This is a genomic window from Pseudomonas sp. NCHU5216 (genome assembly GCF_052156495.1).
Classification (GTDB): Bacteria; Pseudomonadota; Gammaproteobacteria; order Pseudomonadales; family Pseudomonadaceae; genus Aquipseudomonas.
Map to the genome: position 1 here is coordinate 1 of NZ_JBQLIX010000057.1, position 21,609 is coordinate 21,609.

The 21,609-nt window shown below is 64.5% G+C and carries 17 protein-coding genes; 8 read left to right on the forward strand and 9 right to left on the reverse strand.

All coding sequences use genetic code 11. From position 1 onward, the window contains the following. Positions 1-966, forward strand: a 966-nt coding sequence (locus tag ACSVIK_RS24285; protein ID WP_442446706.1) for a calcium-binding protein, incomplete at its 5' end; no start/stop codon positions are given. 51 nt (positions 967-1,017) lie between these two features. Here ACSVIK_RS24285 and ACSVIK_RS24290 read toward each other — a convergent pair. Beyond that, the gene (locus ACSVIK_RS24290; RefSeq protein WP_442446707.1) at positions 1,018-1,803 is read right to left on the reverse strand and encodes a type IV pili methyl-accepting chemotaxis transducer N-terminal domain-containing protein; all 786 of its coding nucleotides are present in this window, start codon (positions 1,801-1,803) and stop codon (positions 1,018-1,020) included. A 219-nt stretch (positions 1,804-2,022) separates the two neighbouring features. Then, on the reverse strand, positions 2,023-2,796 hold the full coding sequence (glcC, locus tag ACSVIK_RS24295; protein WP_442446708.1) for a transcriptional regulator GlcC: 774 nt from the start codon (positions 2,794-2,796) through the stop codon (positions 2,023-2,025). 236 nt (positions 2,797-3,032) lie between these two features. Here glcC and glcD point away from each other — a divergent pair, with 236 nt between their 5' ends. From glcD to ACSVIK_RS24330, 7 genes are all read left to right on the forward strand, one after another. Then, complete coding sequence (gene glcD / locus ACSVIK_RS24300) at positions 3,033-4,532, forward strand: glycolate oxidase subunit GlcD (RefSeq protein WP_442446709.1); 1,500 nt, start codon at positions 3,033-3,035, stop codon at positions 4,530-4,532. Next, on the forward strand, positions 4,532-5,587 hold the full coding sequence (glcE, locus tag ACSVIK_RS24305) for a glycolate oxidase subunit GlcE (protein WP_442446710.1): 1,056 nt from the start codon (positions 4,532-4,534) through the stop codon (positions 5,585-5,587). Before glcD ends, glcE begins: the two co-directional genes overlap by 1 nt. Before the next feature lie 3 nt (positions 5,588-5,590). Continuing rightward, positions 5,591-6,808, forward strand: coding sequence for a glycolate oxidase subunit GlcF (glcF, locus tag ACSVIK_RS24310; protein WP_442446711.1), 1,218 nt, complete (start codon positions 5,591-5,593; stop codon positions 6,806-6,808). Between the two features lie 415 nt (positions 6,809-7,223). Then, positions 7,224-7,622, forward strand: coding sequence for a heme-binding protein (locus ACSVIK_RS24315; protein WP_442446712.1), 399 nt, complete (start codon positions 7,224-7,226; stop codon positions 7,620-7,622). Positions 7,623-7,823: 201 nt separating this feature from the next. Then, positions 7,824-10,001 carry a malate synthase G gene (locus ACSVIK_RS24320; RefSeq protein WP_442446713.1) on the forward strand — a complete coding sequence of 726 codons (2,178 nt, stop codon included), beginning with the start codon at positions 7,824-7,826 and terminating at the stop codon, positions 9,999-10,001. Positions 10,002-10,264: 263 nt separating this feature from the next. Then, positions 10,265-11,965 carry an L-lactate permease gene (locus tag ACSVIK_RS24325; protein WP_442446714.1) on the forward strand — a complete coding sequence of 567 codons (1,701 nt, stop codon included), beginning with the start codon at positions 10,265-10,267 and terminating at the stop codon, positions 11,963-11,965. Between the two features lie 110 nt (positions 11,966-12,075). Continuing rightward, entirely contained in the window at positions 12,076-12,243 is a 168-nt protein-coding gene (locus ACSVIK_RS24330) for a rubredoxin (RefSeq protein ID WP_003242223.1), read from the forward strand. A 115-nt stretch (positions 12,244-12,358) separates the two neighbouring features. Here the strand turns inward: ACSVIK_RS24330 and ACSVIK_RS24335 are convergent, their stop codons facing one another. The 7 genes from ACSVIK_RS24335 to ACSVIK_RS24365 all read right to left on the reverse strand — a co-directional run bounded on the left by ACSVIK_RS24335 (position 12,359) and on the right by ACSVIK_RS24365 (position 21,590). Beyond that, on the reverse strand, positions 12,359-13,255 hold the full coding sequence (locus tag ACSVIK_RS24335) for a peptidoglycan DD-metalloendopeptidase family protein (RefSeq protein WP_442446715.1): 897 nt from the start codon (positions 13,253-13,255) through the stop codon (positions 12,359-12,361). A gap of 309 nt (positions 13,256-13,564) precedes the next feature. Beyond that, positions 13,565-14,473 carry a response regulator gene (locus ACSVIK_RS24340; RefSeq protein ID WP_442446716.1) on the reverse strand — a complete coding sequence of 303 codons (909 nt, stop codon included), beginning with the start codon at positions 14,471-14,473 and terminating at the stop codon, positions 13,565-13,567. 223 nt (positions 14,474-14,696) lie between these two features. Then, positions 14,697-15,425 (reverse strand): phosphate signaling complex protein PhoU, encoded by a 729-nt coding sequence (phoU, locus tag ACSVIK_RS24345; protein WP_268180391.1) that lies wholly within the window; start codon positions 15,423-15,425, stop codon positions 14,697-14,699. 104 nt (positions 15,426-15,529) lie between these two features. Then, entirely contained in the window at positions 15,530-16,363 is an 834-nt protein-coding gene (gene pstB, locus ACSVIK_RS24350) for a phosphate ABC transporter ATP-binding protein PstB (protein WP_442446717.1), read from the reverse strand. 103 nt (positions 16,364-16,466) lie between these two features. Further along, on the reverse strand, positions 16,467-18,149 hold the full coding sequence (pstA, locus tag ACSVIK_RS24355; RefSeq protein ID WP_442446718.1) for a phosphate ABC transporter permease PstA: 1,683 nt from the start codon (positions 18,147-18,149) through the stop codon (positions 16,467-16,469). Between the two features lie 16 nt (positions 18,150-18,165). After that, the gene (locus ACSVIK_RS24360) at positions 18,166-20,445 is read right to left on the reverse strand and encodes an ABC transporter permease subunit (RefSeq protein WP_442446719.1); all 2,280 of its coding nucleotides are present in this window, start codon (positions 20,443-20,445) and stop codon (positions 18,166-18,168) included. A gap of 176 nt (positions 20,446-20,621) precedes the next feature. Continuing rightward, positions 20,622-21,590 (reverse strand): phosphate ABC transporter substrate-binding protein PstS, encoded by a 969-nt coding sequence (locus ACSVIK_RS24365; protein WP_442446720.1) that lies wholly within the window; start codon positions 21,588-21,590, stop codon positions 20,622-20,624. Positions 21,591-21,609 lie beyond the last annotated feature (19 nt).

Genomic DNA, 21,609 nt, shown 5'->3' on the forward strand with positions numbered 1-21,609 from the left:
CATGTTCAAGCTCGCGACAACCTCTTCGCCGGTGGCACTGGCGATGACGCTCTCTATGGCAGCTATTTCAGCGACACCTACCTGTTCAACCTCGGTGATGGCGTCGACACCATCTACGAGACTAATGGTGGCTATACCCACACCGACGTATTGCGCTTCGGTGAAGGCATCAAGGCGTCCGACATCCAGGCCCAACGCGTCGGATCTGATCTCGTCTATGCCCATGTCAACGGCACTGACAAGGTCATCATCAAAGACGCCTTCAACGGCACCACCTCCACCGCATCGGTCAACAGCAATGTCCTGATCGAGCGATTGGAGTTTGCTGATGGCTCCGTCCTGACCTGGGCTCAGATCACCCAGCAAGGCTTGTTGCAGCTCGGCACCGAGGGCAATGACACGCTCATCGGCCACTCGGGTATCGATGAGATACGTGGCGGTGCAGGTAACGATGTCATCGACGGCGGCACTGGCACCAACCGTCTCTATGGCGATGCCGGCAACGACACCCTCAAGGTGCATGTTCAAGCTCGCGACAACCTCTTCGCCGGTGGCACTGGCGATGACGCTCTCTATGGCAGCTATTTCAGCGACACTTACCTGTTCAACCTCGGTGATGGCGTCGACACCATCTACGAGACCAGTGGTGGCTATACCCACACCGACGTATTGCGCTTCGGCGAAGGAGTGAATGCCGAGAAAATCTGGCTGGAACGAACAGGCAATGACTTGCAACTCCAATTGCTGGGCACCAATGACCAAGTGTTCATCAAGGATTGGTACTACAGCACATCGAGCCAGGTCGAGCAGTTCCAACTGGATGATGGACGTGCCTTGAGTTCAAGCCAGGTCAACAATCTGGTGAACGCCATGGCGGCATTCGGAAGCCCGGCGGGAGGGGAGATGGATCTATCCAGCTCGCAACGTGAACAGCTAGATGTGCTGATCGCAGCCAACTGGCAGTAACGCAGAAAAAACAAGGGCCGCTGACGCGGCCCTTGTTTTTTCTACATCAACTCAGGACTCCTTGGCCTGCAACCCGGCGTACAGGCGAGTCAGCTCGTTGAGCTGGCGGAACAGCGAGTCGGTGCTGACGGTGATCACGGTGGGCACGAAATCCCGCTCGGCGTGCAGGTCGATGCCCTTGAGGGTGAAGCCCCAGTGAGCACGCGCGCGGCGCTGGGCGGCGGCGATTTCTTCGTTCGGCGTGCCGCGCGCTTCCAGTTCGCCGAGGATGGTCTCGAAGTCCTTCACCGACTTGTCCAGCTTGGCATCGAGGTCAGGCACCTGCACATGCCAGGACTTGGCCATGTAGAGCATGGCGACGCGCTGGGTCTGCACGCGCGCCCAACCGCTGCGGTTGACCGTGGCGCCCATCGCGCCGAGGTGCTTGGCCATCAGGTCGGTCACGGTCTGGGTCTGCTGCAGCAGGGTCTCGCTGGTGGCCAGCAGGGCGGCGGCCTTGGCCTGTTCCGGCTTGGCCTCGAACTGCTGGCGATAGCTGGCCCAGGTGGCATCGACCTTGGCCAACGCGGCCTTGATCTCGGGGTTGGGCGCGTATTCGCCCAACGCCTTCTGGCTGGCCTCGAAGCGCTCGATGGTTTCCTGCATCTGGCGCTGGGCGGCGTCCACACGCACGTCCGAACCTATCATCAGGTAATCCTTGGCCACGCGCTGGCCCAGGGAGCGCTGCAGGCCAGCCATGTTCATGGCTTCCGAATCCGTGGGCACGGCGGCCCAGAGAGGCGCACTCACCAGAGCCGTGAGGCTCAGGGCGAGGGGGATCAGGTACTTCTTCAACACGTCGGTACTCCAATTCGGGAACGAGGCAATGCACCGGAGGCATGCGCCACCGGCAACGGTTGAACCCTTGTAGACGGGATTCTTGTAGGAATGATTTGGCAGCGGCGGCAGGCAGAGAGCCCAGTGGCTGCGAGAAAGGGCGCGATGATAGCTGTTAAAGCGCCATCATTCTGTGCGAGCAGTCAAGAAGCGGACGACTGGTCGTATGCGCACCAGGGTCTACCCCCACCCCTCCAAGCGCATGCTGGCACGCACCAGGCGCTGCTCTTCCTGCTCGATCTCCTGCAGGTTGTCGCGGATGCAGTGGATATGGTCGCGCGCCGCACGCTGGGCCTGTTCCGGCAGGCGCTCGATCACCGCGTGATACAGCCGCGAGTGCTGGCGGTCGATCTGCCGCTTCTGCGCCGGGCGGTGGTAGAGGTTGTTCACCGAGGCGAACACGGTGCTGAGCATCAGGTCGGTCAGCGATTGCAGGGTGTGCACCAGCACCGGGTTGTGCGAGGCCTCGCAGATGGCCAGGTGGAAGGCGTGGTCGAGGTGCGCATGTTCACGGGGATCGACCGGCTGCTCCTGGGCATGAGCGGCGAGCATTTCCTCGTAGCGCCGGGTGAGCAGAACGAAATCCGCGTCGGTACCGCGTAGTGCTGCCAGGCGCGCCGACTCGCCTTCGAGCAGGCCGCGCACCTCCAGCAGGTCGTACAGGGTGCGCGGTTGCGAATTGAACAGGTGCATCAGCGGGCTGGCGTCGCGCTCGCCGCTGAGCTTGGCCACTCGTGAGTCACGGCCCTGCGCCGTCTCGATGATGCCGCGCCCGCGCAGCACCTTGAGCCCTTCGCGCAGCGCCGAGCGGGAGATGCCCAGCTTCTCGCACAGGCGCCGCTCCGACGGCAGCGGCTGGCCCACCTTGAGCACGCCGTCGACGATCAGTCGCTCGATACGCTCGGCCACCACGTCGCTGACCTGGCGTCTTGCCGGGTTCGCTTTCACCTCCATCACGCCCTCACTCACTGGTCGTACCAGTCGATCAGATGTTTCCCATCCTTATCTATCGCTCGCCTTGAAGCCAGATATTACGAGCACTACATGCTTTTTACGCTGAAAGTCCGGCGAAAGAAACTGGTCGTACCAGTACTGGCAAAGATGGACGGAGGTCGTCAGGCGGCCTAAACATGCGGGCCAAGGTCGCGACATGACCGCCCATAACAAAAGCGTCCACGAACGAGCCTGCCATGAGCATTCTGTACGACGAGCGCATCGACGGCGCGCTACCCGAGGTCGACAAGGCCGCCCTGCTGGCCGAGCTGCGCCAGCGCCTGCCCGACCTCGACATCCTGCACACTCAGGAAGACCTCAAGCCTTACGAGTGCGACGGGCTTTCCGCCTACCGCACCTCGCCCATGCTGGTGGTGCTGCCCGAGCGCATCGAGCAAGTGCAGCAGTTGCTCCAGCTCTGCCATGCCCGTGGCGTGCCGGTGGTGGCGCGCGGTGCCGGCACGGGGTTGTCCGGCGGCGCGCTGCCGCTGGAGAAAGGCATCCTGCTGGTGATGGCGCGCTTCAACCAGATTCTCGAGATCAACCGCGAAGGGCGTTTCGCCCGGGTGCAGCCCGGCGTGCGCAACCTGGCGATTTCCCAGGCCGCCGCGCCGTTCGACCTGTATTACGCCCCTGATCCGTCTTCGCAGATTGCCTGCTCCATCGGCGGCAACGTCGCCGAAAACGCCGGTGGCGTGCATTGCCTGAAGTACGGCCTGACCGTGCACAACCTGCTCAAGGTGGACATCCTCACCGTCGAGGGCGAGTTCATGACCCTCGGCAGCGACGCGCTGGACGCCCCCGGCTTCGACCTGCTGGCGCTGTTCACCGGCTCCGAGGGCATGCTCGGCATCGTCACCGAGGTGACGGTCAAGCTGCTGCCCAAGCCGCAGGTGGCCAAGGTGCTGCTGGCCGCCTTCGACTCGGTGGAAAAGGCCGGGCGCGCGGTGGGTGACATCATCGCCGCCGGCATCATCCCCGGCGGCCTGGAGATGATGGACAACCTGGCAATCAGAGCGGCGGAGGACTTTATCCAAGCCGGCTACCCGGTGGAGGCCGAAGCCATTCTGCTCTGCGAGCTGGATGGCGTGGAGGCCGACGTCGCCGACGATTGCGAACGGGTACGTGAGGTGCTGGAGAAAGCTGGCGCCACCGAAGTGCGCCTGGCCCGCGACGAGGCCGAGCGGGTGAAATTCTGGGCCGGGCGCAAGAACGCCTTCCCCGCAGTCGGGCGCATCTCGCCGGACTACTACTGCATGGACGGCACCATCCCCCGTCGCGAGCTGCCCGGCGTGTTGCGCGGCATCGCCGAGCTGTCCGAGGAATACGGCCTGCGCGTGGCCAACGTGTTCCATGCCGGCGACGGCAACATGCACCCGCTGATCCTCTTCGATGCCAACGTGCCCGGCGAGCTGGAGCGCGCCGAGGCCATCGGCGGCAAGATCCTCGAACTCTGCGTCAAGGTCGGCGGCAGCATCACCGGCGAGCACGGTGTGGGCCGCGAGAAGATCAACCAGATGTGCGCGCAGTTCAACAGCGACGAGATCAGCCTGTTCCACGCGGTGAAGGCGGCGTTCGACCCCAGCGGCCTGCTCAACCCCGGCAAGAACATCCCCACCCTGCACCGCTGCGCCGAGTTCGGCGCCATGCACGTGCACCACGGCCAACTGCCCTTCCCGGAACTGGAGCGTTTCTGATGTCGCATGATTTCGACGCCAGCGCCGCATTGCTGGAACAGGTCAACCACGCGCTGAATAGCGCCACCCCGTTGCGCATCCAGGGCAGCGGCAGCAAGGCCCATCTGGGCCGCGCCACCAGCGGCGAAGTGCTGGATACCCGTCAGCATCGCGGCATCGTCAGCTATGACCCCACCGAGCTGGTGCTCACTGCCCGGGCCGGCACGCCGCTGGCCGAGATCGAGGCAGCGCTGGAGATCAACAACCAGATGCTGCCGTGCGAGCCGCCGCATCTGGGCGCTGGCGCCACCCTCGGCGGCATGGTCGCCGCCGGGCTGTCCGGCCCGCGCCGCCCTTGGGCCGGTTCAGTGCGCGATCAGGTTCTGGGGACTCGTGTCGTCACTGGCCAGGGCAAGCTGCTGCGCTTCGGCGGCGAGGTGATGAAGAACGTCGCCGGCTACGACCTGTCGCGCCTGATGGCTGGCAGCTTCGGCTGCCTTGGCCTGCTCGCCGAAGTCTCGCTCAAGGTGCTGCCCAAACCGCGCCAGGTGCTCAGCCTGCGCCTGGAGGTGGACGCCCTGCATGCCCTGAACAAGCTCGCCGAATGGGGCCAGCAGCCACTGCCGATCAGCGCCGCGAGCCATGACGGTGCCGCGCTGCATTTGCGCCTGGAAGGCGGCGAAGGCTCGGTGCAAGCCGCGCGCCAACGCCTCGGTGGCGAAGAGATCGACAACGGCTACTGGCATGAGCTGCGCGAACAGCGCCTGCCGTTCTTCAGTGCCAGCGGCACGCTGTGGCGTCTGTCGCTGCCGGCCAATAGCGGCCTGCTCGACCTGCCTGGCCAGCAGTTGATCGACTGGGGCGGCGCACAGCGTTGGCTCAAGTCAGACGCCGATGGCGAGCTGATCCAGCGCACGGCGGCCGAGCTTGGCGGCCATGCCACCTGCTTTGCCGCCGGCCAGGCGCAACCTTTCCAGCCGCTGGCGGCTCCGCTGCTGCGCTACCAGCGCCAGCTCAAGAACCAGCTCGACCCCCAGGGCATCTTCAACCCTGGCCGCATGTACGCCGAGGTATAAGACGTGCAGACCAATTTGAGTGAACAGGCCAAGCGCCTGCCGCGCGCCGAGGAAGCCGAACGCATTCTGCGCTCCTGCGTGCATTGCGGCTTCTGCAACGCCACCTGCCCCACCTATCAGTTGCTCGGCGACGAGCTGGACGGCCCGCGCGGGCGCATCTACCTGATCAAGCAGATGCTCGAAGGTGGCGAAGTCACGGCCAAGACCCAGCAGCACCTGGATCGCTGCCTGACCTGCCGCAACTGCGAGACCACCTGCCCGTCCGGCGTGCAGTACCACAACCTGCTGGACATTGGCCGCGAAGTGGCCGAGCAACAGGTGCCGCGCCCGCTCGACCAGCGCCTGCTGCGCCAGGGCCTGCGCGCCGTAGTGCCGCGCCCGGCGCTGTTCAAGGCGCTGACCCAGGCCGGCCTGGCCCTGCGCCCGCTGCTGCCGGCCAGGCTCAAGGCCAAGCTGCCGCGCGAAATTCGCCCGGCCAAGCCGCGCCCGACCACGCAGCACACACGCCGCGTGCTGATGCTCGAAGGCTGCGTGCAACCGGGGCTGTCGCCCAATACCAACGCCGCCACCGCGCGCGTGCTGGATCGCCTCGGCATCAGCGTCACGCCGATCCGCGAGGCCGGCTGCTGTGGCGCCGTGGACTACCACCTCAACGCCCAGGAAGCCGGGCTGCAACGCGCCCGGCAGAACATCGACGCCTGGTGGCCGGCCATCGAGGCTGGAGCCGAGGCCATAGTGCAGACCGCTAGCGGCTGCGGTGCATTCGTCAAGGATTACGGCCACCTGCTGGCTGGTGACCCGGCCTATGCAAGCAAGGCGGCACGGGTCAGCGCCCTGGCCAAAGATCTGGTCGAGGTGCTGCAAGGCGAAAACCTGGAAAAGCTGCAAGTCCGTGCCGAACAACGCCTGGCCTTCCATTGCCCCTGCACCTTGCAGCATGCGCAGAAGCTCGGCGGCGCGGTGGAGGGCGTGCTGACGCGCCTCGGTTTCGGCCTGACCGCCGTGCCGGATGGCCATCTGTGCTGCGGCTCGGCCGGCACCTATTCGCTGACCCAGCCGGTGCTGTCGCGGCAGCTGCGCGACAACAAGTTGAACGCCCTGGAAAGCGGCAAACCCGACGCCATCGTCACCGCCAATATCGGCTGCCAGACCCATCTGGACGGCGCCGGACGTACGCCGGTGCGGCACTGGATCGAAATAGTGGAAGAGGCCATGCACTGATCACAGCGTAGCGGGGTGCAAGCCTCGAATGATCTTGCACAGGTAGGAGCGAGCTCTGCTCGCGAAGCTTTTGCCGTTTGCCAGGGTTCGCGAGCAGAGCTCGCTCCTACGGATTAGCACGCAGCCGGTCAGGGCTTGGCCCTGCCCAGCAAAGCGGTGGATGTAAAAAGCGACATCCACCCTACAGCTACAGATGTACCGCAACGAACCAGCGGAGGAATGTGCCCCGCCTGTGCGAGGCGCTTTAGCGGCGAGCTTCTATCGCGGCTGAAGCCGCTCCCACGGCGATTCCCCGGTAGCCCGGATGCAATCCGGGGAAGGTGCCAGATATTCCCGGATTGCATCCGGCTACGCGACTGAACACCCTCTCTCGTCAGCGGGAGAGGGGAGAAAAGCCACGAACACGAGGTATGCCATGCAACACAAAGCCGTACTCAGCCAGCGCGAAGTCGCCCTGATCCTCCAGGCCGCCCGCAGCGAAGCGCAACAACAGGGCTGGGCCGTGGCCATCGCCGTGGTCGACGACGGCGGCCATCCGCTGGCCCTGGAACGCCTCGACGGCTGCGCGCCGATCGGCGCCTACATCGCCACCGAGAAGGCGCGCAGCGCCGCCATCGGCCGCCGCGAAACCAAGGGCTACGAGGACATGGTCAATGGCGGTCGCAGCGCCTTTCTCAGTGCGCCACTGATCACCTCGCTGGAAGGCGGCGTACCGCTGCTGGTGGACGGCCAGGTGATCGGCGCCGTGGGCGTATCCGGGGTCAAGGCCGAACAGGATGCGCAGGTGGCCAAGGCGGGGATAGCGGCGCTATAAGCAGCGCGCATCGTTTTCTCCCCTCTCCCGCTTGCGGGAGAGGGGCTGGGGGAGAGGGCTGGAAGCGACGCGAAACGCCGCTATTCCCCTCTCCGTACGCGGCCCGCCCTGACCCTCCCCCAGAGGGGCAAGGGGATCGATCGAGGCGAGACGAAATTCATAGCCATCCCAGGCAACCGGATGCAGACAGGAGAACAGAAAATGACCGAACGCGTGCAATGTCAGCGCCTGCAAGTGGCCGCCGAGCTCAAGCAGCTCATCGAAAACGACGTGCTGCCCGGCAGCGGTATCGAGGCGTCGGCCTTCTGGAGTGGTTTCGATGCGCTGGTGCATGACCTAGCACCGCGTAACCGCGAGCTGCTGGCCGAGCGTGATCGCCTGCAGAGCGAGCTGGATACCTGGCACCGCGCCAACCCCGGGCCGATTCGCGACATGCACGCCTACCGTGCCTTCCTCGAATCCATCGGTTATCTGCTGCCGCAGCCGGAAAAGGTTCAGGCGAGCACCGCAGGCGTCGACAGCGAGATCACCAGCCAGGCCGGCCCGCAACTGGTGGTGCCGGTGATGAACGCGCGCTACGCGCTGAACGCCGCCAACGCCCGTTGGGGCTCACTGTACGACGCCCTGTACGGCACCGATGCGATCAGCGAAGAAGGCGGCGCCAGCAAGGGCCCAGGCTATAACAAGGTGCGCGGCGCCAAGGTGGTCGCCTTCGCCCGCGCCTTCCTCGACCAGGCCGCGCCACTGGCCCAGGGCTCGCACGCCGACGCCAGCGCCTACGCCGTGGTTGCCGGCCAGTTGCAGGTGACGCTGAGCAGCGGCGCGCAGACCAGCCTGGCGCAGCCAGAGAAATTCGCCGGCTTCCAGGGCGAGGCCGCCACACCGAGCGCCGTGCTGCTGAAGAACAACGGCCTGCACTTCGAGATCCAGATCGACGCCAGCAGCCCCATCGGCCGCACCGACGCAGCCGGCGTGAAGGACGTGCTGATGGAGGCGGCGCTGTCGACCATCATGGACTGCGAAGACTCGGTGGCTGCCGTCGACGCCGCCGACAAGGTGGTGGTCTACCGCAACTGGCTGGGCCTGATGAAGGGTGACCTGGCCGAGGAGCTGGACAAGGGCGGCAAGCGCATCACCCGCCGCCTCAACCCGGATCGCGTTTACACCGCCGCCGATGGCAGCGAACTGACCCTGCACGGCCGCTCCTTGCTGTTCGTGCGCAACGTCGGCCACCTGATGAGCAACCCAGCGATTGTCGATGGCGAGGGCTTGGAGATCCCCGAGGGCATCCTCGATGCGGTGGTGACCAGCCTGATCGCCCTGCATGACCTCAAGCGTCGCGGCAACTCGCGCAGCGGCAGCGTCTATATCGTCAAACCGAAGATGCATGGCCCGCTGGAAGTAGCCTTCGCTGACGAGCTGTTCGGCCGTGTCGAGCAGTTGCTGGGCATGCCGGCCAATACCCTGAAAATGGGCATCATGGACGAGGAACGGCGCACCAGCGTCAACCTCAAGGCCTGCATCGAGGCCGCCAGCGCGCGGGTGGCCTTTATCAACACGGGTTTTCTCGACCGCACCGGCGACGAGATGCACACGGCGATGGAGGCCGGCGCCATGCTGCGCAAGGGCGACATGAAATCCAGCGCCTGGATCCAGGCCTACGAGCGCAACAACGTGCTGGTCGGCCTGGCTTGCGGGCTACGGGGCAAGGCGCAGATCGGCAAGGGCATGTGGGCCATGCCCGACCTGATGGCGGCCATGCTCGAGCAGAAGATCGGCCACCCGAAAGCCGGTGCCAACACCGCCTGGGTGCCGTCGCCCACCGCCGCCGTGCTGCACGCCCTGCATTACCACCAGGTGGACGTACAAGCGGTGCAGCGCGAGCTGGAGCTGATCGACCTGGCCAGCCAGCGCGACAGCCTGCTGAACGACCTGCTCAGCGTGCCGGTCAGCGCCGAGCGGCCGTGGAGCGCCAGCGACATCCAGCAGGAACTGGACAACAACTGCCAGGGCATCCTCGGTTACGTGGTGCGCTGGGTCGAACAGGGCGTCGGCTGCTCCAAGGTGCCGGATATCCACAACGTCGGCCTGATGGAGGATCGCGCCACCCTGCGCATCTCCGCCCAACACATCGCCAACTGGCTGCACCACGGCGTGGTCAGCGAAGCCCAGGTGCGCGAGACGCTGCAGCGCATGGCGCAGGTGGTGGACGGGCAGAACGCTGGCGACCCGGCTTATCGCCCCATGGCGCCGAACTTCGAGCAATCCCATGCCTTCCGCGCCGCCAGTGACCTGATGTTCAAGGGCCGCGAGCAGCCGTCCGGCTACACCGAGCCGCTGCTGCATGCCTGGCGGTTGCGTTTCAAGCAGGAGGCCTAAGTAATGTGGGAGGGGCTTTAGCCGCGACAAACCAACTACTGCATGGAAGCAGGATGCCAGAGCCGAAAGCCCCTCCCACTGCGCAGTACCAAGCCCTGCCGGTTGCTGACCGCCGGGGCTTTCGAGCATGAGCGCGGCGCTGGGTGATCCCCGCTGTCGCGGCTCACGGAACGGTCGGCGCCGTGGCGCCAGCCTTTCCAGATGCGTGGCGCCGGGGTATCCCCGGAAAACCGTGGTTCACAAGAACAAGAAGGAACCAACAAATGAGTCAAACGCTGTTGTCCATCCTGGCCTTCGTGCCATTGGTACTGGCGGGTGTGCTGCTGATCGGCTTTCGCTGGCCGGCCAAGTACGCGATGCCGCTGGTGTTCGTCCTCACCGCCCTGATCGGCCTGCTGGCCTGGGACATGTCCCTCAACCGGGTCATCGCCTCCAGCTTGCAGGGCTTGATCCTCACCGCCGCGATCCTGTGGATCATCTTCGGCGCTATCCTGTTGCTCAACACCCTCAAGCATTCCGGCGGCATCGCGGCGATTCGCCGGGGTTTCTCCGGTATCAGCCCGGATCGCCGGGTGCAGGCGCTGATCGTGGCCTGGTTGTTCGGCTGCTTCATCGAAGGGGCGTCCGGCTTCGGCACCCCGGCTGCCGTGGCCGCGCCTTTGCTGGTGGCCCTGGGCTTCCCGGCCCTGGCCGCCGTGGTGCTGGGGATGATGGTGCAATCCACCCCGGTGTCCTTCGGCGCGGTGGGTACGCCGATTCTGGTGGGTGTCGGCGCCGGCCTGGACAAGACCGGCATCACCGAACAACTGGTGGCCAACGGCAGCAACTGGGACGCCTTCTTCCACCTTATCTATTCGCGGGTGGCCATCACCCACGGCCTGATCGGCCTGCTGATGCCGCTGATCATGGTAATGATCATGACCCGCTTCTTCGGCAGGAACCGGAGCTGGAAGGAAGGCCTGGCCATCGCCCCGTTCGCCCTCTTCACCGCCTGCGCCTTCTCCCTGCCGTACATGGCCGCCGGTGTGTTCCTCGGCCCGGAATTCCCCTCGATGATCGGCGCCCTGGTCGGCCTGGCCATCGTGGTACCGGCAGCCAAGGCCGGCTTCCTGCTGCCCAAGGACACCTGGGACTTCGCCGAAGCCAAGGAGTGGCCTGCCGAGTGGATGGGCAAGCTGGAGATGAAGCTGGACGATGTGGCCGGCAAGGCGCCGATCTCGGTGCCCATGGCCTGGGCGCCCTACCTGCTGCTGGCGGTGTTTCTGGTGATCTCGCGTACCGTCCCCGAGGTGAAAGCGGCGCTGATGAGCCTGAGCTTCGGTTCCAAGGACATCCTCGGCGAAAGCGGTGTGTCCGGCACCCTCGAACCGCTGTACCTGCCGGGTGGCATCCTGTGCATGGTGGTGCTGGTGACATTCTTCCTGCACCGCATGCGCTTCTCCGAGCTGAAGGCGGCGCTGGGCGAGTCGAGCAAGACCCTGCTCGGCGCCGGCTTCGTGCTGATCTTCACCATCCCCATGGTGCGCATCCTGATCAACTCGGGGGTCAACGGCAGCGACTTGGCCTCAATGCCGGTGGCCATGGCGCAACTGGTGGCCGACAGCGTCGGCGCCATCTACCCCTTCTTCGCCCCGGCGGTGGGCGCGTTGGGCGCCTTCATCGCCGGCTCCAACACGGTATCCAACCTGATGCTGTCGCAGTTCCAGTTCAACGCTGCCGAGCTGCTCGGCGTGTCCGGGGCGATGATGGTGGCGGCGCAATCGGTGGGCGCAGCGGCGGGCAACATGATCGCCATTCACAACGTGGTGGCGGCCTCGGCCACCGTTGGCCTGCTCGGGCGCGAAGGCATTACCCTGCGCAAGACCATACTGCCGACGCTCTACTACCTGGCCATGGCCGGCGCCATCACGCTGCTGGCCATGTATGGGCTGGGCATTGGCGATCCGCTGCTGGCGGGCCGCTGACGTCCCGACTTTGGTTGGCCGCCGGCGGGGCGCAATCGGCACCCGCCGGCTTGGCGCATGCGCGCAATTGCGGTAGCTTGCCGGCACCGTGAGATTCACCCGAGGTCGATATGAAGAAGTGGCAATGCGTGGTCTGTGGACTGATTTACGACGAGAGCCAGGGCTGGCCGGATGACGGCATCGCGCCCGGCACCCGCTGGGAAGATGTGCCGGAAGACTGGCTATGCCCCGACTGCGGCGTCGGCAAGATGGATTTCGAGATGATCGAGATCGGCTGATCGATTACAGCGTCAAGCAGAACGGCGACCCTCGGGTCGCCGTTTTCATTGCTGCGAACCTTGAGCCAGCCGCGGAGCCGGATGCAATCCGGGACGATGCCGGGCGTGTCCCGTGCTATTCGCCACCCACGGCGAAGTTGGGCAGGCTGTTGACCGGCTGGCTGAAGCTGAAGGGAATGGATTCAACGGCCAGGCCGACGTTGCGCTGCACCACGAAATGCAGATGCGGGCCGGTGCTGTTGCCGGTATTGCCGGAGCGCGCCAGCAGGCTGCCGGTTTCCACGCGCTGGCCCTCGCGTACCGTAACCGAGCCCTTCATCAGGTGCAGGTAGACGCCCATAGTGCCGTCGTCATGCAGGATGCGCACGAAGTTGCCGGCCGGATTGTTGCCGCGCCCGCTCTGCAGATTCTCGGTCTTGACCACCACACCGGCGCGGGCGGCGACGATGGGCGTGCCTTCGGGCATGGCGATGTCCACCGCATAGCGGCCCTTGGGCGTGAAGTGGCTGTAGGTGCCATTGGCGCCCTGGGTCTGGCGGAAGGGGCCGCCGCGCCAGGGCAGCGGGTAGCGATGGATGCTCGGTTGCAGGCGCGGGTCGCCCAGCGCGTAACGCAATTTCGGCTTGTAGTGCAGGGGTTTGCCGGGATCTTCCGGGGTCAGGGTGGCGAGGCGGATCTGGCTGCGCGGCGGCAGCACCCAGCGGATGGGCTTGTCCGGGGCGCCGATGGCGTTCTGCACCTGCTCCAGCTTCAGCTCGACCTCAACCGGCGCGTACAGGTCGTTGCGCACCAGCAGGGTATCGCCGGCTTCGTGCTTGCGGGTTTCCAGCTTCACCTGGGTGTCCAGGCGCTCGACCATGCGGTCGTTGAACACGAACACCTGGGCGCCAGGCGCGGCCTGGTCGCTATAGGTCACCACGCCGTTCTGATCGACGTATTTGTAGATGGTCAGCGCAGCGGCCTGGCCGCTCAGGGCCAGCAGGCTGCAGAGAAATATCAGACGCCCTAGCATGACAACTCGGAACTTATGGCTTTTCGCTATCCGGGCCATGAAGACTAGCAGCGCCGCACGGGACATGCGAGGTACCGACCGTCAGGCTGTGAACCGGCTCACCGCCGCTGGTCGCCCTGGTGCGAGAGATCCCGGATTGCATCCGGGCTACAGGCCGGCTCATGGCGTGGCCTCGGCCAGGCGGAGACAGCAGAACGTGCACCGAGGTAGGAGCGAGCTCTGCTCGCGAAGCTTTTGCCATTCGCCAGGGTTCGCGAGCAGAGCTCGCTCCCGCAGGAAGTCCGTGCGCTTGTGGCTTTCCAGTCCGGGCTACGCGCCGGGGCTGAAATGTTTCTGCGCGGTGCCACGGGCGATCAGGCGCGACAGGTAGTCGAGCTTCTGCGGGTCACGGTCGACGAAGCGGAAGGTGAGTTGCAACCACTCGCTGTCCGGTTTTGGCTCGAACGCCGCCACGGCGTGCAGGTAGCCATTGAGGCGTGCGGTTTCCGCCGCCTCGCCCTGCTCCAGATCGAGCACGGCGCTCTCCAGCACCTGGGGCAGCAGTTCGACGCGCTTGACCAGCAGCAACGCCTCCTTGAGGCTCAGCGCCTTGATCACGCAGGCCATGGTGCCGCCAGGCAGGCGAAGCTGCCCCTGACCCCGCCCCGAGGGAGCCGCCGCTGCCTTGGCCGCCGGCGCTGCCGGCTTGGCGAAAACCGCGGCGGCGTCGGCTGCCGGTTTTGCCGTCGGCTTGACCACTTCGGCCTTGCCCCCGGTCAGGGCCGCCAGCGAGTCGTTGGCCAGCGCACCGCTGCCGAGCAGCTTGGGCGCCGCGCCGGAAAGCAGCGCCTGCAGCTTGCCAGCGCGGTTCATGGCCTTCTTCACCTTGGTGACCAACTGTTCGTTGGAAAAGGGCTTGCCGATGAAGTCCGACACCCCGGCCTGGATGGCCTGCACCACATTCTCCTTGTCACCCCGGCTGGTCACCATGATGAAGGGCGTGGTCTTGAGGTTGTCCTGCTCGCGGCACCAGGTCAGCAGTTCGAGGCCGGACATTTCCGGCATTTCCCAGTCGCAGAGCACCAGGTCGATGCTTTGCCGACTCAATAGCTGCTGGGCCTTGCGCCCGTTGACAGCTTCTTCGATCTGCACGCCGGGAAAGTTATCGCGCAACCCCTTCTTGACCAGGTCACGGATGAACGTTGCGTCATCCACCACCAGCACACTGACTTTGCTCATCGGCCACTCCTGTTTCAATGGCGTTAAGCATAGTCATGGCCAGTCGCCTAAGGCCAATGGAAAACCACGGATATCGTGCAAATTGCCGATGGGCTGCTGAGGAGATGCTCTGGTGCGGCTCGTGCGGGAGCGAAATCAAGCACAGCCAAGAACCCAAAAACCGATGCCAAGACCTGGCATCGGTTTCGCAGGGAGCCCCGAGCGAGGCTCAACCGCTCAGGGGTCAGTTATCCGACTTGCCTTCCACCTCTTCACGCATACGGGTCAGGCCCATATGGCGAACGTCGGTGCCATGCACCAGGTAGATCACCAGTTCGGCGATGTTGCGCGCATGGTCGCCGATGCGTTCCAGCGAACGCAGCACCCAGATCACGCTGATCACGCGGGAGATGGAGCGCGGGTCTTCCATCATGTAGGTGACCAGTTCGCGTAGCGCGGTCTTGTACTCGCGGTCGACGGTCTTGTCGTGCTGGGCCACGGCCAGGGCCAGTTCGGCATCGAAGCGGGCGAAGGCATCCAGGGCATCACGCACCATCCTGCGCACCTGGTCGCCGATGTGACGGATTTCCACGTAGCCCTTCGGCGCTTCGCCTTCCTCGCTGAGCTGAATGGCACGCTTGGCAATCTTGGTGGACTCGTCGCCGATGCGCTCGAGGTCGATCACCGACTTGGAGATGCTGATGATCAAACGCAGGTCGGAGGCCGCCGGCTGGCGACGGGCGAGGATGCGCACGCACTCCTCGTCGATGTTGCGCTCCATCTGGTTGATCTGATCATCGATCTCGCGCACCTGCTGAGCCAGGCCGGAATCGGCGTCGATCAGCGAGGTGACGGCGTCGTTGACCTGCTTCTCCACCAGGCCACCCATGGCCAGCAGGTGACTGCGCACTTCTTCCAGTTCGGCGTTGAACTGCTGGGAAATATGCTGGTTCAGGTTTTCTTTGTTGATCATCTTCGTCGCTCCGCGAGCTTCAAGCTCCATGCTTCAAGCCGCAAGTTAATCGTCGTCAGGTTCGCGCTTGCTTGCCGCTTGAAGCTTGCGGCTGGTAGCTGCACTCAACCATAGCGACCGGTGATGTAGTCTTCGGTCTGTTTCTTGGCCGGGTTGGTGAACAGGGTATCGGTGTCGCCGAATTCGATCAGCTTGCCCATGTACATGAACGCGGTGTAGTCGGAAACGCGCGCCGCCTGCTGCATGTTGTGGGTGACGATGACGATGGTGTACTTGCTCTTGAGCTCGTAGATCAACTCCTCGACCTTGAGGGTGGAGATCGGGTCCAGCGCCGAGCAGGGTTCGTCGAGCAGCAGCACTTCCGGCTGCACGGCCACGGTACGGGCGATCACCAGACGCTGTTGCTGACCACCGGACAGGCCCAGCGCCGAGTCGTGCAGGCGATCCTTCACTTCATCCCACAGGGCGGCGCTCTTCAGTGCCCATTCCACGGTCTCGTCGAGCACGCGCTTCTGGTTCACACCCTGAATGCGCAGGCCGTAGACCACGTTCTCGTAGATGCTCTTGGGGAAGGGGTTGGGCTTCTGGAACACCATGCCGACGCGGCGACGCAGCTCGGCGACATCCACGCCCTTCTGGTAGATGTTCTGCCCGTCGAGCAGGATTTCGCCCTGCACCTGGCAGCCGTCGACCAGGTCGTTCATGCGGTTGAAGGTACGCAGCAGGGTGGACTTGCCGCAACCGGACGGGCCGATGAAGGCGGTCACGCGCTGCTTGGGAATGTTCATCGACACGTCGAACAGCGCCTGTTTCTCACCATAGAACAGGTTGAGACCCGGCACTTCCAGGGCGACGGTCTCTTCGGCCAGGCTCAGGCTCTGCTTCTCGCGGCCGAGAGCGGCCATGTCGATACCGTGGGTGTGTACTTCGTGTTGCATATGGGCTCACTCCGTTCGCAGCGACAAGCTGCAAGCTACAAGCGGCAAGTCAGCAGCCGCGCGCTTCCACCTGGAGCTTGCGGCTTGCAGCTTGCAGCTGCGGTTAATGATCCAGCGCCTTGTACTTCTCGCGCAGGTGGTTCCGAATGAAGATCGCACTCAGGTTGAGCAGTACGATCACCAGTACCAGCAACAAAGCGGTGGCGTACACCAGCGGGCGGGCGGCTTCGACGTTGGGGCTCTGGAAGCCGACGTCGTAGATATGGAAGCCCAGGTGCATGATCTTCTGATCCAGGTGCAGATAAGGGTAGTTGCCATCCACCGGCAGGCTCGGCGCCAGCTTGACCACACCCACCAGCATCAGCGGTGCCACTTCGCCAGCGGCGCGGGCCACGGCGAGGATCATGCCGGTCATCATCGCCGGGCTGGCCATCGGCAGTACCACTTTCCACAGCGTCTCGGCCTTGGTTGCACCGAGCGCCAGCGAGCCTTCACGCAGGGCACGCGGAATCCGCGCCAGGCCTTCCTCGGTGGCGACGATCACCACCGGCACGGCGAGAATCGCCAGGGTCAGCGATGCCCAGAGCAGGCCGGGGGTGCCGAACGTCGGCGCCGGTGCAGCCTCGGGGAAGAACAGGCGGTCGATGGAGCCACCGAGCACGTAGACGAAGAAGCCCAGGCCGAACACGCCGTAGACGATCGAGGGTACACCCGCCAGGTTGTTCACCGCGATGCGGATGATGCGGGTCATGGCGCCCTGCTTGGCGTACTCGCGCAGGTAGATGGCTGCCAGCACGCCGAACGGGGTGACGATCACGGCCATGATCAGGGTCATCATCACGGTGCCGAAGATGGCCGGGAAGATACCGCCCTCGGTGTTGGCCTCGCGCGGATCGGTGCTGACGAACTCCCAGACCTTGGCGAAGTAGAAGCCGAGCTTGTCGCCGATGCTCATGGCATTGGGGCGATAGGCGCGCACCACCTTGCTCAGGGCGATGTTCTGCTCACGTCCATCGGCGGTCTTCACCGTCACGCTGTCACGCGCCAGTTGCTGGTTGAGGTCGATCAGCTTGGCTTCGAGCGCCTTGTACTGGGCATCCAGCTCCGCGCGTTGGGCCGCAAGATCGGCCTGGGCAGCAGCGTCCAGCTTGCCGCGCAGCTCCAGCTTGCGCCCTTCCAGGCGTATCTGTTCGAGGCCGTGGTTGATACCGCCGATGTCGCGCTTCTGCAAGCGCTCCAGCTCGGCCTGCAGCTCGTCGACGCGTTCGATGCGCTTCTGCAGGTCGTCCCAGGCAGCGTCACCCTCGGCCACCACCTGGCCGTCCTGTTTGACGTTCACCAGGTAGCCGTAGAAGTTGCCCCACTCGCGGCGCTCCATCACCATCAGCGCGGCCGGAGTGTGCTGATCCTTCATCCACTCGGCCACGGTCCAGCTGAAGTCGGCACCGAACACGTCGCGGTTACCCACCTTGAACAGCTCACGGGTGAGGAATTCGCCACCATTGACGTCCACCGGCAAGCCGGCAGCGGCCAGGCGTGCACGCGGCACCTGCTCTTCCTGCACCAGTTCACCGGCGACCAAACGAGGCGCCTCGCCGGGAATCTGGTAAGTAGCCTGGATCACGTCGGCTGGCCAGAAGTGGGCCAGGCCGCGCACGGCGATCACGGCGAGCAGGCCGAGGGTCACGATCACGGCGATGGACACGCCGCTGGCGGTCATCCACACCCAGGGTGAGCCACCCTTGAACCAGGTGCCGAAGTTTTGCTCTTTTCTTTTCAAGGACATCTGTCTTCCCCAGTTCTCAGAGCGACGCGTATTTCTTGCGCAGGCGGTTACGGATCAACTCTGCCAAGGTGTTCATCACGAAGGTGAAGGACAGCAGCACCAGTGCCGAGAGGAACAACACGCGATAGTGAGTGCTGCCCACTTCGGATTCCGGCATCTCTACCGCGACGTTGGCGGCGAGGGTGCGCAGGCCCTGGAAGATGTTCATGTCCATGATCGGCGTGTTGCCGGTGGCCATCAGCACGATCATGGTTTCACCGACGGCACGACCCAGGCCGATCATCAGCGCCGAGAAGATGCCCGGGCTGGCGGTGAGGATCACCACGCGGGTCAGGGTCTGCCAGGGCGTGGCGCCAAGGGCCAGGGAGCCCTGGGTCAGGCTCTTGGGCACGCTGAACACAGCGTCTTCGGCGATCGAATAGATGTTCGGGATCACCGCGAAGCCCATGGCCAGACCGACCACCAGAGCGTTGCGCTGGTCGAAGGTGATGCCCAGGTCGTGGCTGATCCACATGCGCATGTCACCGCCGAAGAACCAGTTCTCCAGATGGCCGCTCATGCCCAACGAGGCGGTGCCGACCAAGAGGATCACCGGAATCAGCAGCGCCGCTTCCCAGCCATCCGGGATCAGCAGGCGCACGCGCTCCGGCAGGCGGCTCCAGACGTAGGCGGCCAGCAGCACACCGATTGGCGTCAGCAGCAGCAGGCTGAAGATGCCGGGCAGATGCCCCTCGACATAGGGCGCCAGGAACAGACCGGCGAAGAAGCCGAGAATCACCGTCGGCAGCGCTTCCATCAGCTCGATCACCGGCTTGACCTGGCGACGCATCGCCGGGGCCATGAAGTAGGCGGTGTAGATGGCGGCGCAGATGGCCAGCGGCGCGGCCAGGAGCATGGCGTAGAAGGCGGCCTTGAGGGTACCGAAAGTCAGTGGCGCCAGGCTCAGCTTGGGCTCGAAGTCGGTGTTGGCGGAGGTGGACTGCCAGACCTGCTTGGGCTCGTCATAGCTCTCGTACCAGACCTTGCCCCACAGCGCGCTCCAGGAAATCTCCGGGTGCGGGTTGTCGATGAAGAAGCGCTGCAGCTTGCCATCGGACTCCACCAGCAGGCGGTTGGCACGCGGCGACAAGGCGCCGATGGCACCGCTGTCGGCGATCTTCTCGGTGAGCAGGGTACGGTGCGCAGTGCTGTGGAAGATGCCCAGATCGCCGGTGGCGTCCAGCGCCAGGAAGCCCTTGCGGCGCTCCTCGGGGATGATCTGGGTGATCGCCGATTGGCCCAGCTTGAAGTCACGGATGCGGGTCAGCTCGGACTTGCCCTCCTGGTCACGCACCATGAACCACTGGGCGATGCCGCCCTGGCTGTCGCCGATCATCAGCGAGATGCCACCGAGCAGGGGCTGCACCGTGGTGACCTCGGCATCCCCTTTCAGCAGGGTGTAGTGACCATTGAGGGCCTTGCTACGCAGATCGAAGACATCCGCACCGGTCTTGCCATGGATCACGAACAGCCAGTGCTGGCGCGGGTCGATGACCATGGCCTTGACCGGCTCGGCGATCTGCGGCAGCTCGATGCGGGTCTGGTCGTAGCTGACCTCGCCGGTCATCAGGTTCTCTTCGCGGCTGATGTTCAGCACATGCAGCTCGGCGCCGGTGGAGCCACCGATCATCAGGCTGCTGTCGTTCTCGCTCATCGCCACGTGCTCCAGCGCACGGCCCTGCTGATCCAGGGTGATCGGCGTGTCACCGAAGGGGTAGACGATCTGCGGGCTGATGGTCTTGACGTTGTTCGGGTAGGTCACCTTGTAGGCCGTCTGGAACACCAAGGCCTGGCCATTGGACAAACCCAGCACCGCGCGATGGCTACCGGGCTGATCCTCGGCATGGGAAACGATGCTGACGCCCTCGGGCAGCGCGATCTGCTCGGTTTTCAGCGGCGCAGAATCCTTCAAGGTGAAGAACTGCACCAGGCCGCTGCGCGACAGGCGCATGGCCACCTTGTTCTGCTCTTCGAGGCCCAGCATCAGCGGCTCGCCCTGCTCGGCCAGCCAGGCCGGCTGCTGCGCCTTGCGCGCCTCCAGCTCGGCACCGGCGAAGATCGGCGCGACCACGTAGGCCAGGTAGAAGAAGATCAGGGTGATGCAGGCCAATACGGCCAGACCACCGATGGAAACGTACCAGCGCGCGGCGCGGTCTTTCAGTGCACGAACACGACGCTTGCGCAGCAAGGCGGGGGTATCGAAATCGATTCGATGACTATCGGAAGCGCTCATGCGGTTATTGGCCAGGTCATTCATGAGGAGGTCTCGGGCACGGCGGACACAGCCCGCATAATGTGAGGTGCTTCAATTTATCGGGCTTGTATGACAGAAAAATTACAGCGCGGTGACGCGACAAAGCCCGCGAATCGGAGGATTCGCGGGCCTGTCGTGTGGAGCGCATGGTGCGGGCACCTGCGCTCCAGCGGGCGCTATTACAGGCCCAGTTCCTTCAGGGTTTTCTCAGCCACTTTGGCCGGCAGCGGGATGTAGCCGTCCTTGACCACGATTTCCTGACCCTGCTTGGACAGCACCAGCTTCACGAACTCCGCTTCCAGCGGATCCAGCGGCTTGTTCGGCGCCTTGTTGACGTAGACGTAGAGGAAGCGCGACAGCGGGTACTTGCCGGACAGGGCGTTGGCTTCGCTGGCTTCTTCGACCTCACCCTTCTTGTTCACCAGCGGTACGGCACGGACGCTGGCGGTGCGGTAGCCGATGCCCGAGTAACCGATGGCGTTGACGGTGCTGGAGATCGACTGCACAACGGAAGCCGAACCCGGCTGCTCGTTGACGTTGGAGCGGAAGTCACCTTTGCACAGGGCTTCTTCCTTGAAGTAACCGTAGGTGCCGGAAACCGAGTTACGACCGAACAGCTGGATCGGCTTGGCCGCCCACTCGCCAGTCAGGCCAGCGTCACCCCAGGTCTTGATTTCCTTGGCTTCGCCGCACAGACGGGTGCTGGAGAAGATGGCATCGACCTGTTGCATGGTCAGTTGCTTGATCGGGTTGTCCTTGTGCACGAACACGGCCAGGGCGTCGATGGCAACCGGAATGGCGGTCGGCTTGTAGCCGTATTTTTCCTCGAAGGCCTGCAGCTCGTTGTCCTTCATCTTGCGGCTCATCGGGCCGAGATTGGAGGTGCCTTCGGTCAGGGCGGGCGGCGCAGTGGAAGAACCGGCAGCCTGAATCTGGATGTTCACGTTGGGGTAGAGCTTCTTGTAGTCCTCTGCCCACAGGGTCATCAGGTTGGCCAGGGTGTCGGAACCGACGCTGGACAGGTTACCCGATACACCGGAAGTCTTTTCATAGGTCGGCAGAGCCGGGTCGATGGCAGCCATTGCGGTTACGGCGCCTACGCCGGTAGCGGCGAACGTCAGGGCCGCCATCAAACGCTTCAGTTTCATGCCTTGCTCCTAAGCAGGA

Coding starts and splice junctions, on each gene's coding strand:
- glcC (WP_442446708.1), bottom strand. CDS start 2,796: ATGGAGGTGAAAGCGAACCCGGCAAGACGCCAGGTCAGCGACGTGGTG.
- glcD (WP_442446709.1), top strand. CDS start 3,033: ATGAGCATTCTGTACGACGAGCGCATCGACGGCGCGCTACCCGAGGTC.
- glcE (WP_442446710.1), top strand. CDS start 4,532: ATGTCGCATGATTTCGACGCCAGCGCCGCATTGCTGGAACAGGTCAAC.
- ACSVIK_RS24315 (WP_442446712.1), top strand. CDS start 7,224: ATGCAACACAAAGCCGTACTCAGCCAGCGCGAAGTCGCCCTGATCCTC.
- ACSVIK_RS24320 (WP_442446713.1), top strand. CDS start 7,824: ATGACCGAACGCGTGCAATGTCAGCGCCTGCAAGTGGCCGCCGAGCTC.
- ACSVIK_RS24325 (WP_442446714.1), top strand. CDS start 10,265: ATGAGTCAAACGCTGTTGTCCATCCTGGCCTTCGTGCCATTGGTACTG.
- ACSVIK_RS24330 (WP_003242223.1), top strand. CDS start 12,076: ATGAAGAAGTGGCAATGCGTGGTCTGTGGACTGATTTACGACGAGAGC.
- ACSVIK_RS24335 (WP_442446715.1), bottom strand. CDS start 13,255: ATGCTAGGGCGTCTGATATTTCTCTGCAGCCTGCTGGCCCTGAGCGGC.
- ACSVIK_RS24340 (WP_442446716.1), bottom strand. CDS start 14,473: ATGAGCAAAGTCAGTGTGCTGGTGGTGGATGACGCAACGTTCATCCGT.
- phoU (WP_268180391.1), bottom strand. CDS start 15,425: ATGATCAACAAAGAAAACCTGAACCAGCATATTTCCCAGCAGTTCAAC.
- pstB (WP_442446717.1), bottom strand. CDS start 16,363: ATGCAACACGAAGTACACACCCACGGTATCGACATGGCCGCTCTCGGC.
- pstA (WP_442446718.1), bottom strand. CDS start 18,149: ATGTCCTTGAAAAGAAAAGAGCAAAACTTCGGCACCTGGTTCAAGGGT.
- ACSVIK_RS24360 (WP_442446719.1), bottom strand. CDS start 20,445: ATGAATGACCTGGCCAATAACCGCATGAGCGCTTCCGATAGTCATCGA.
- ACSVIK_RS24365 (WP_442446720.1), bottom strand. CDS start 21,590: ATGAAACTGAAGCGTTTGATGGCGGCCCTGACGTTCGCCGCTACCGGC.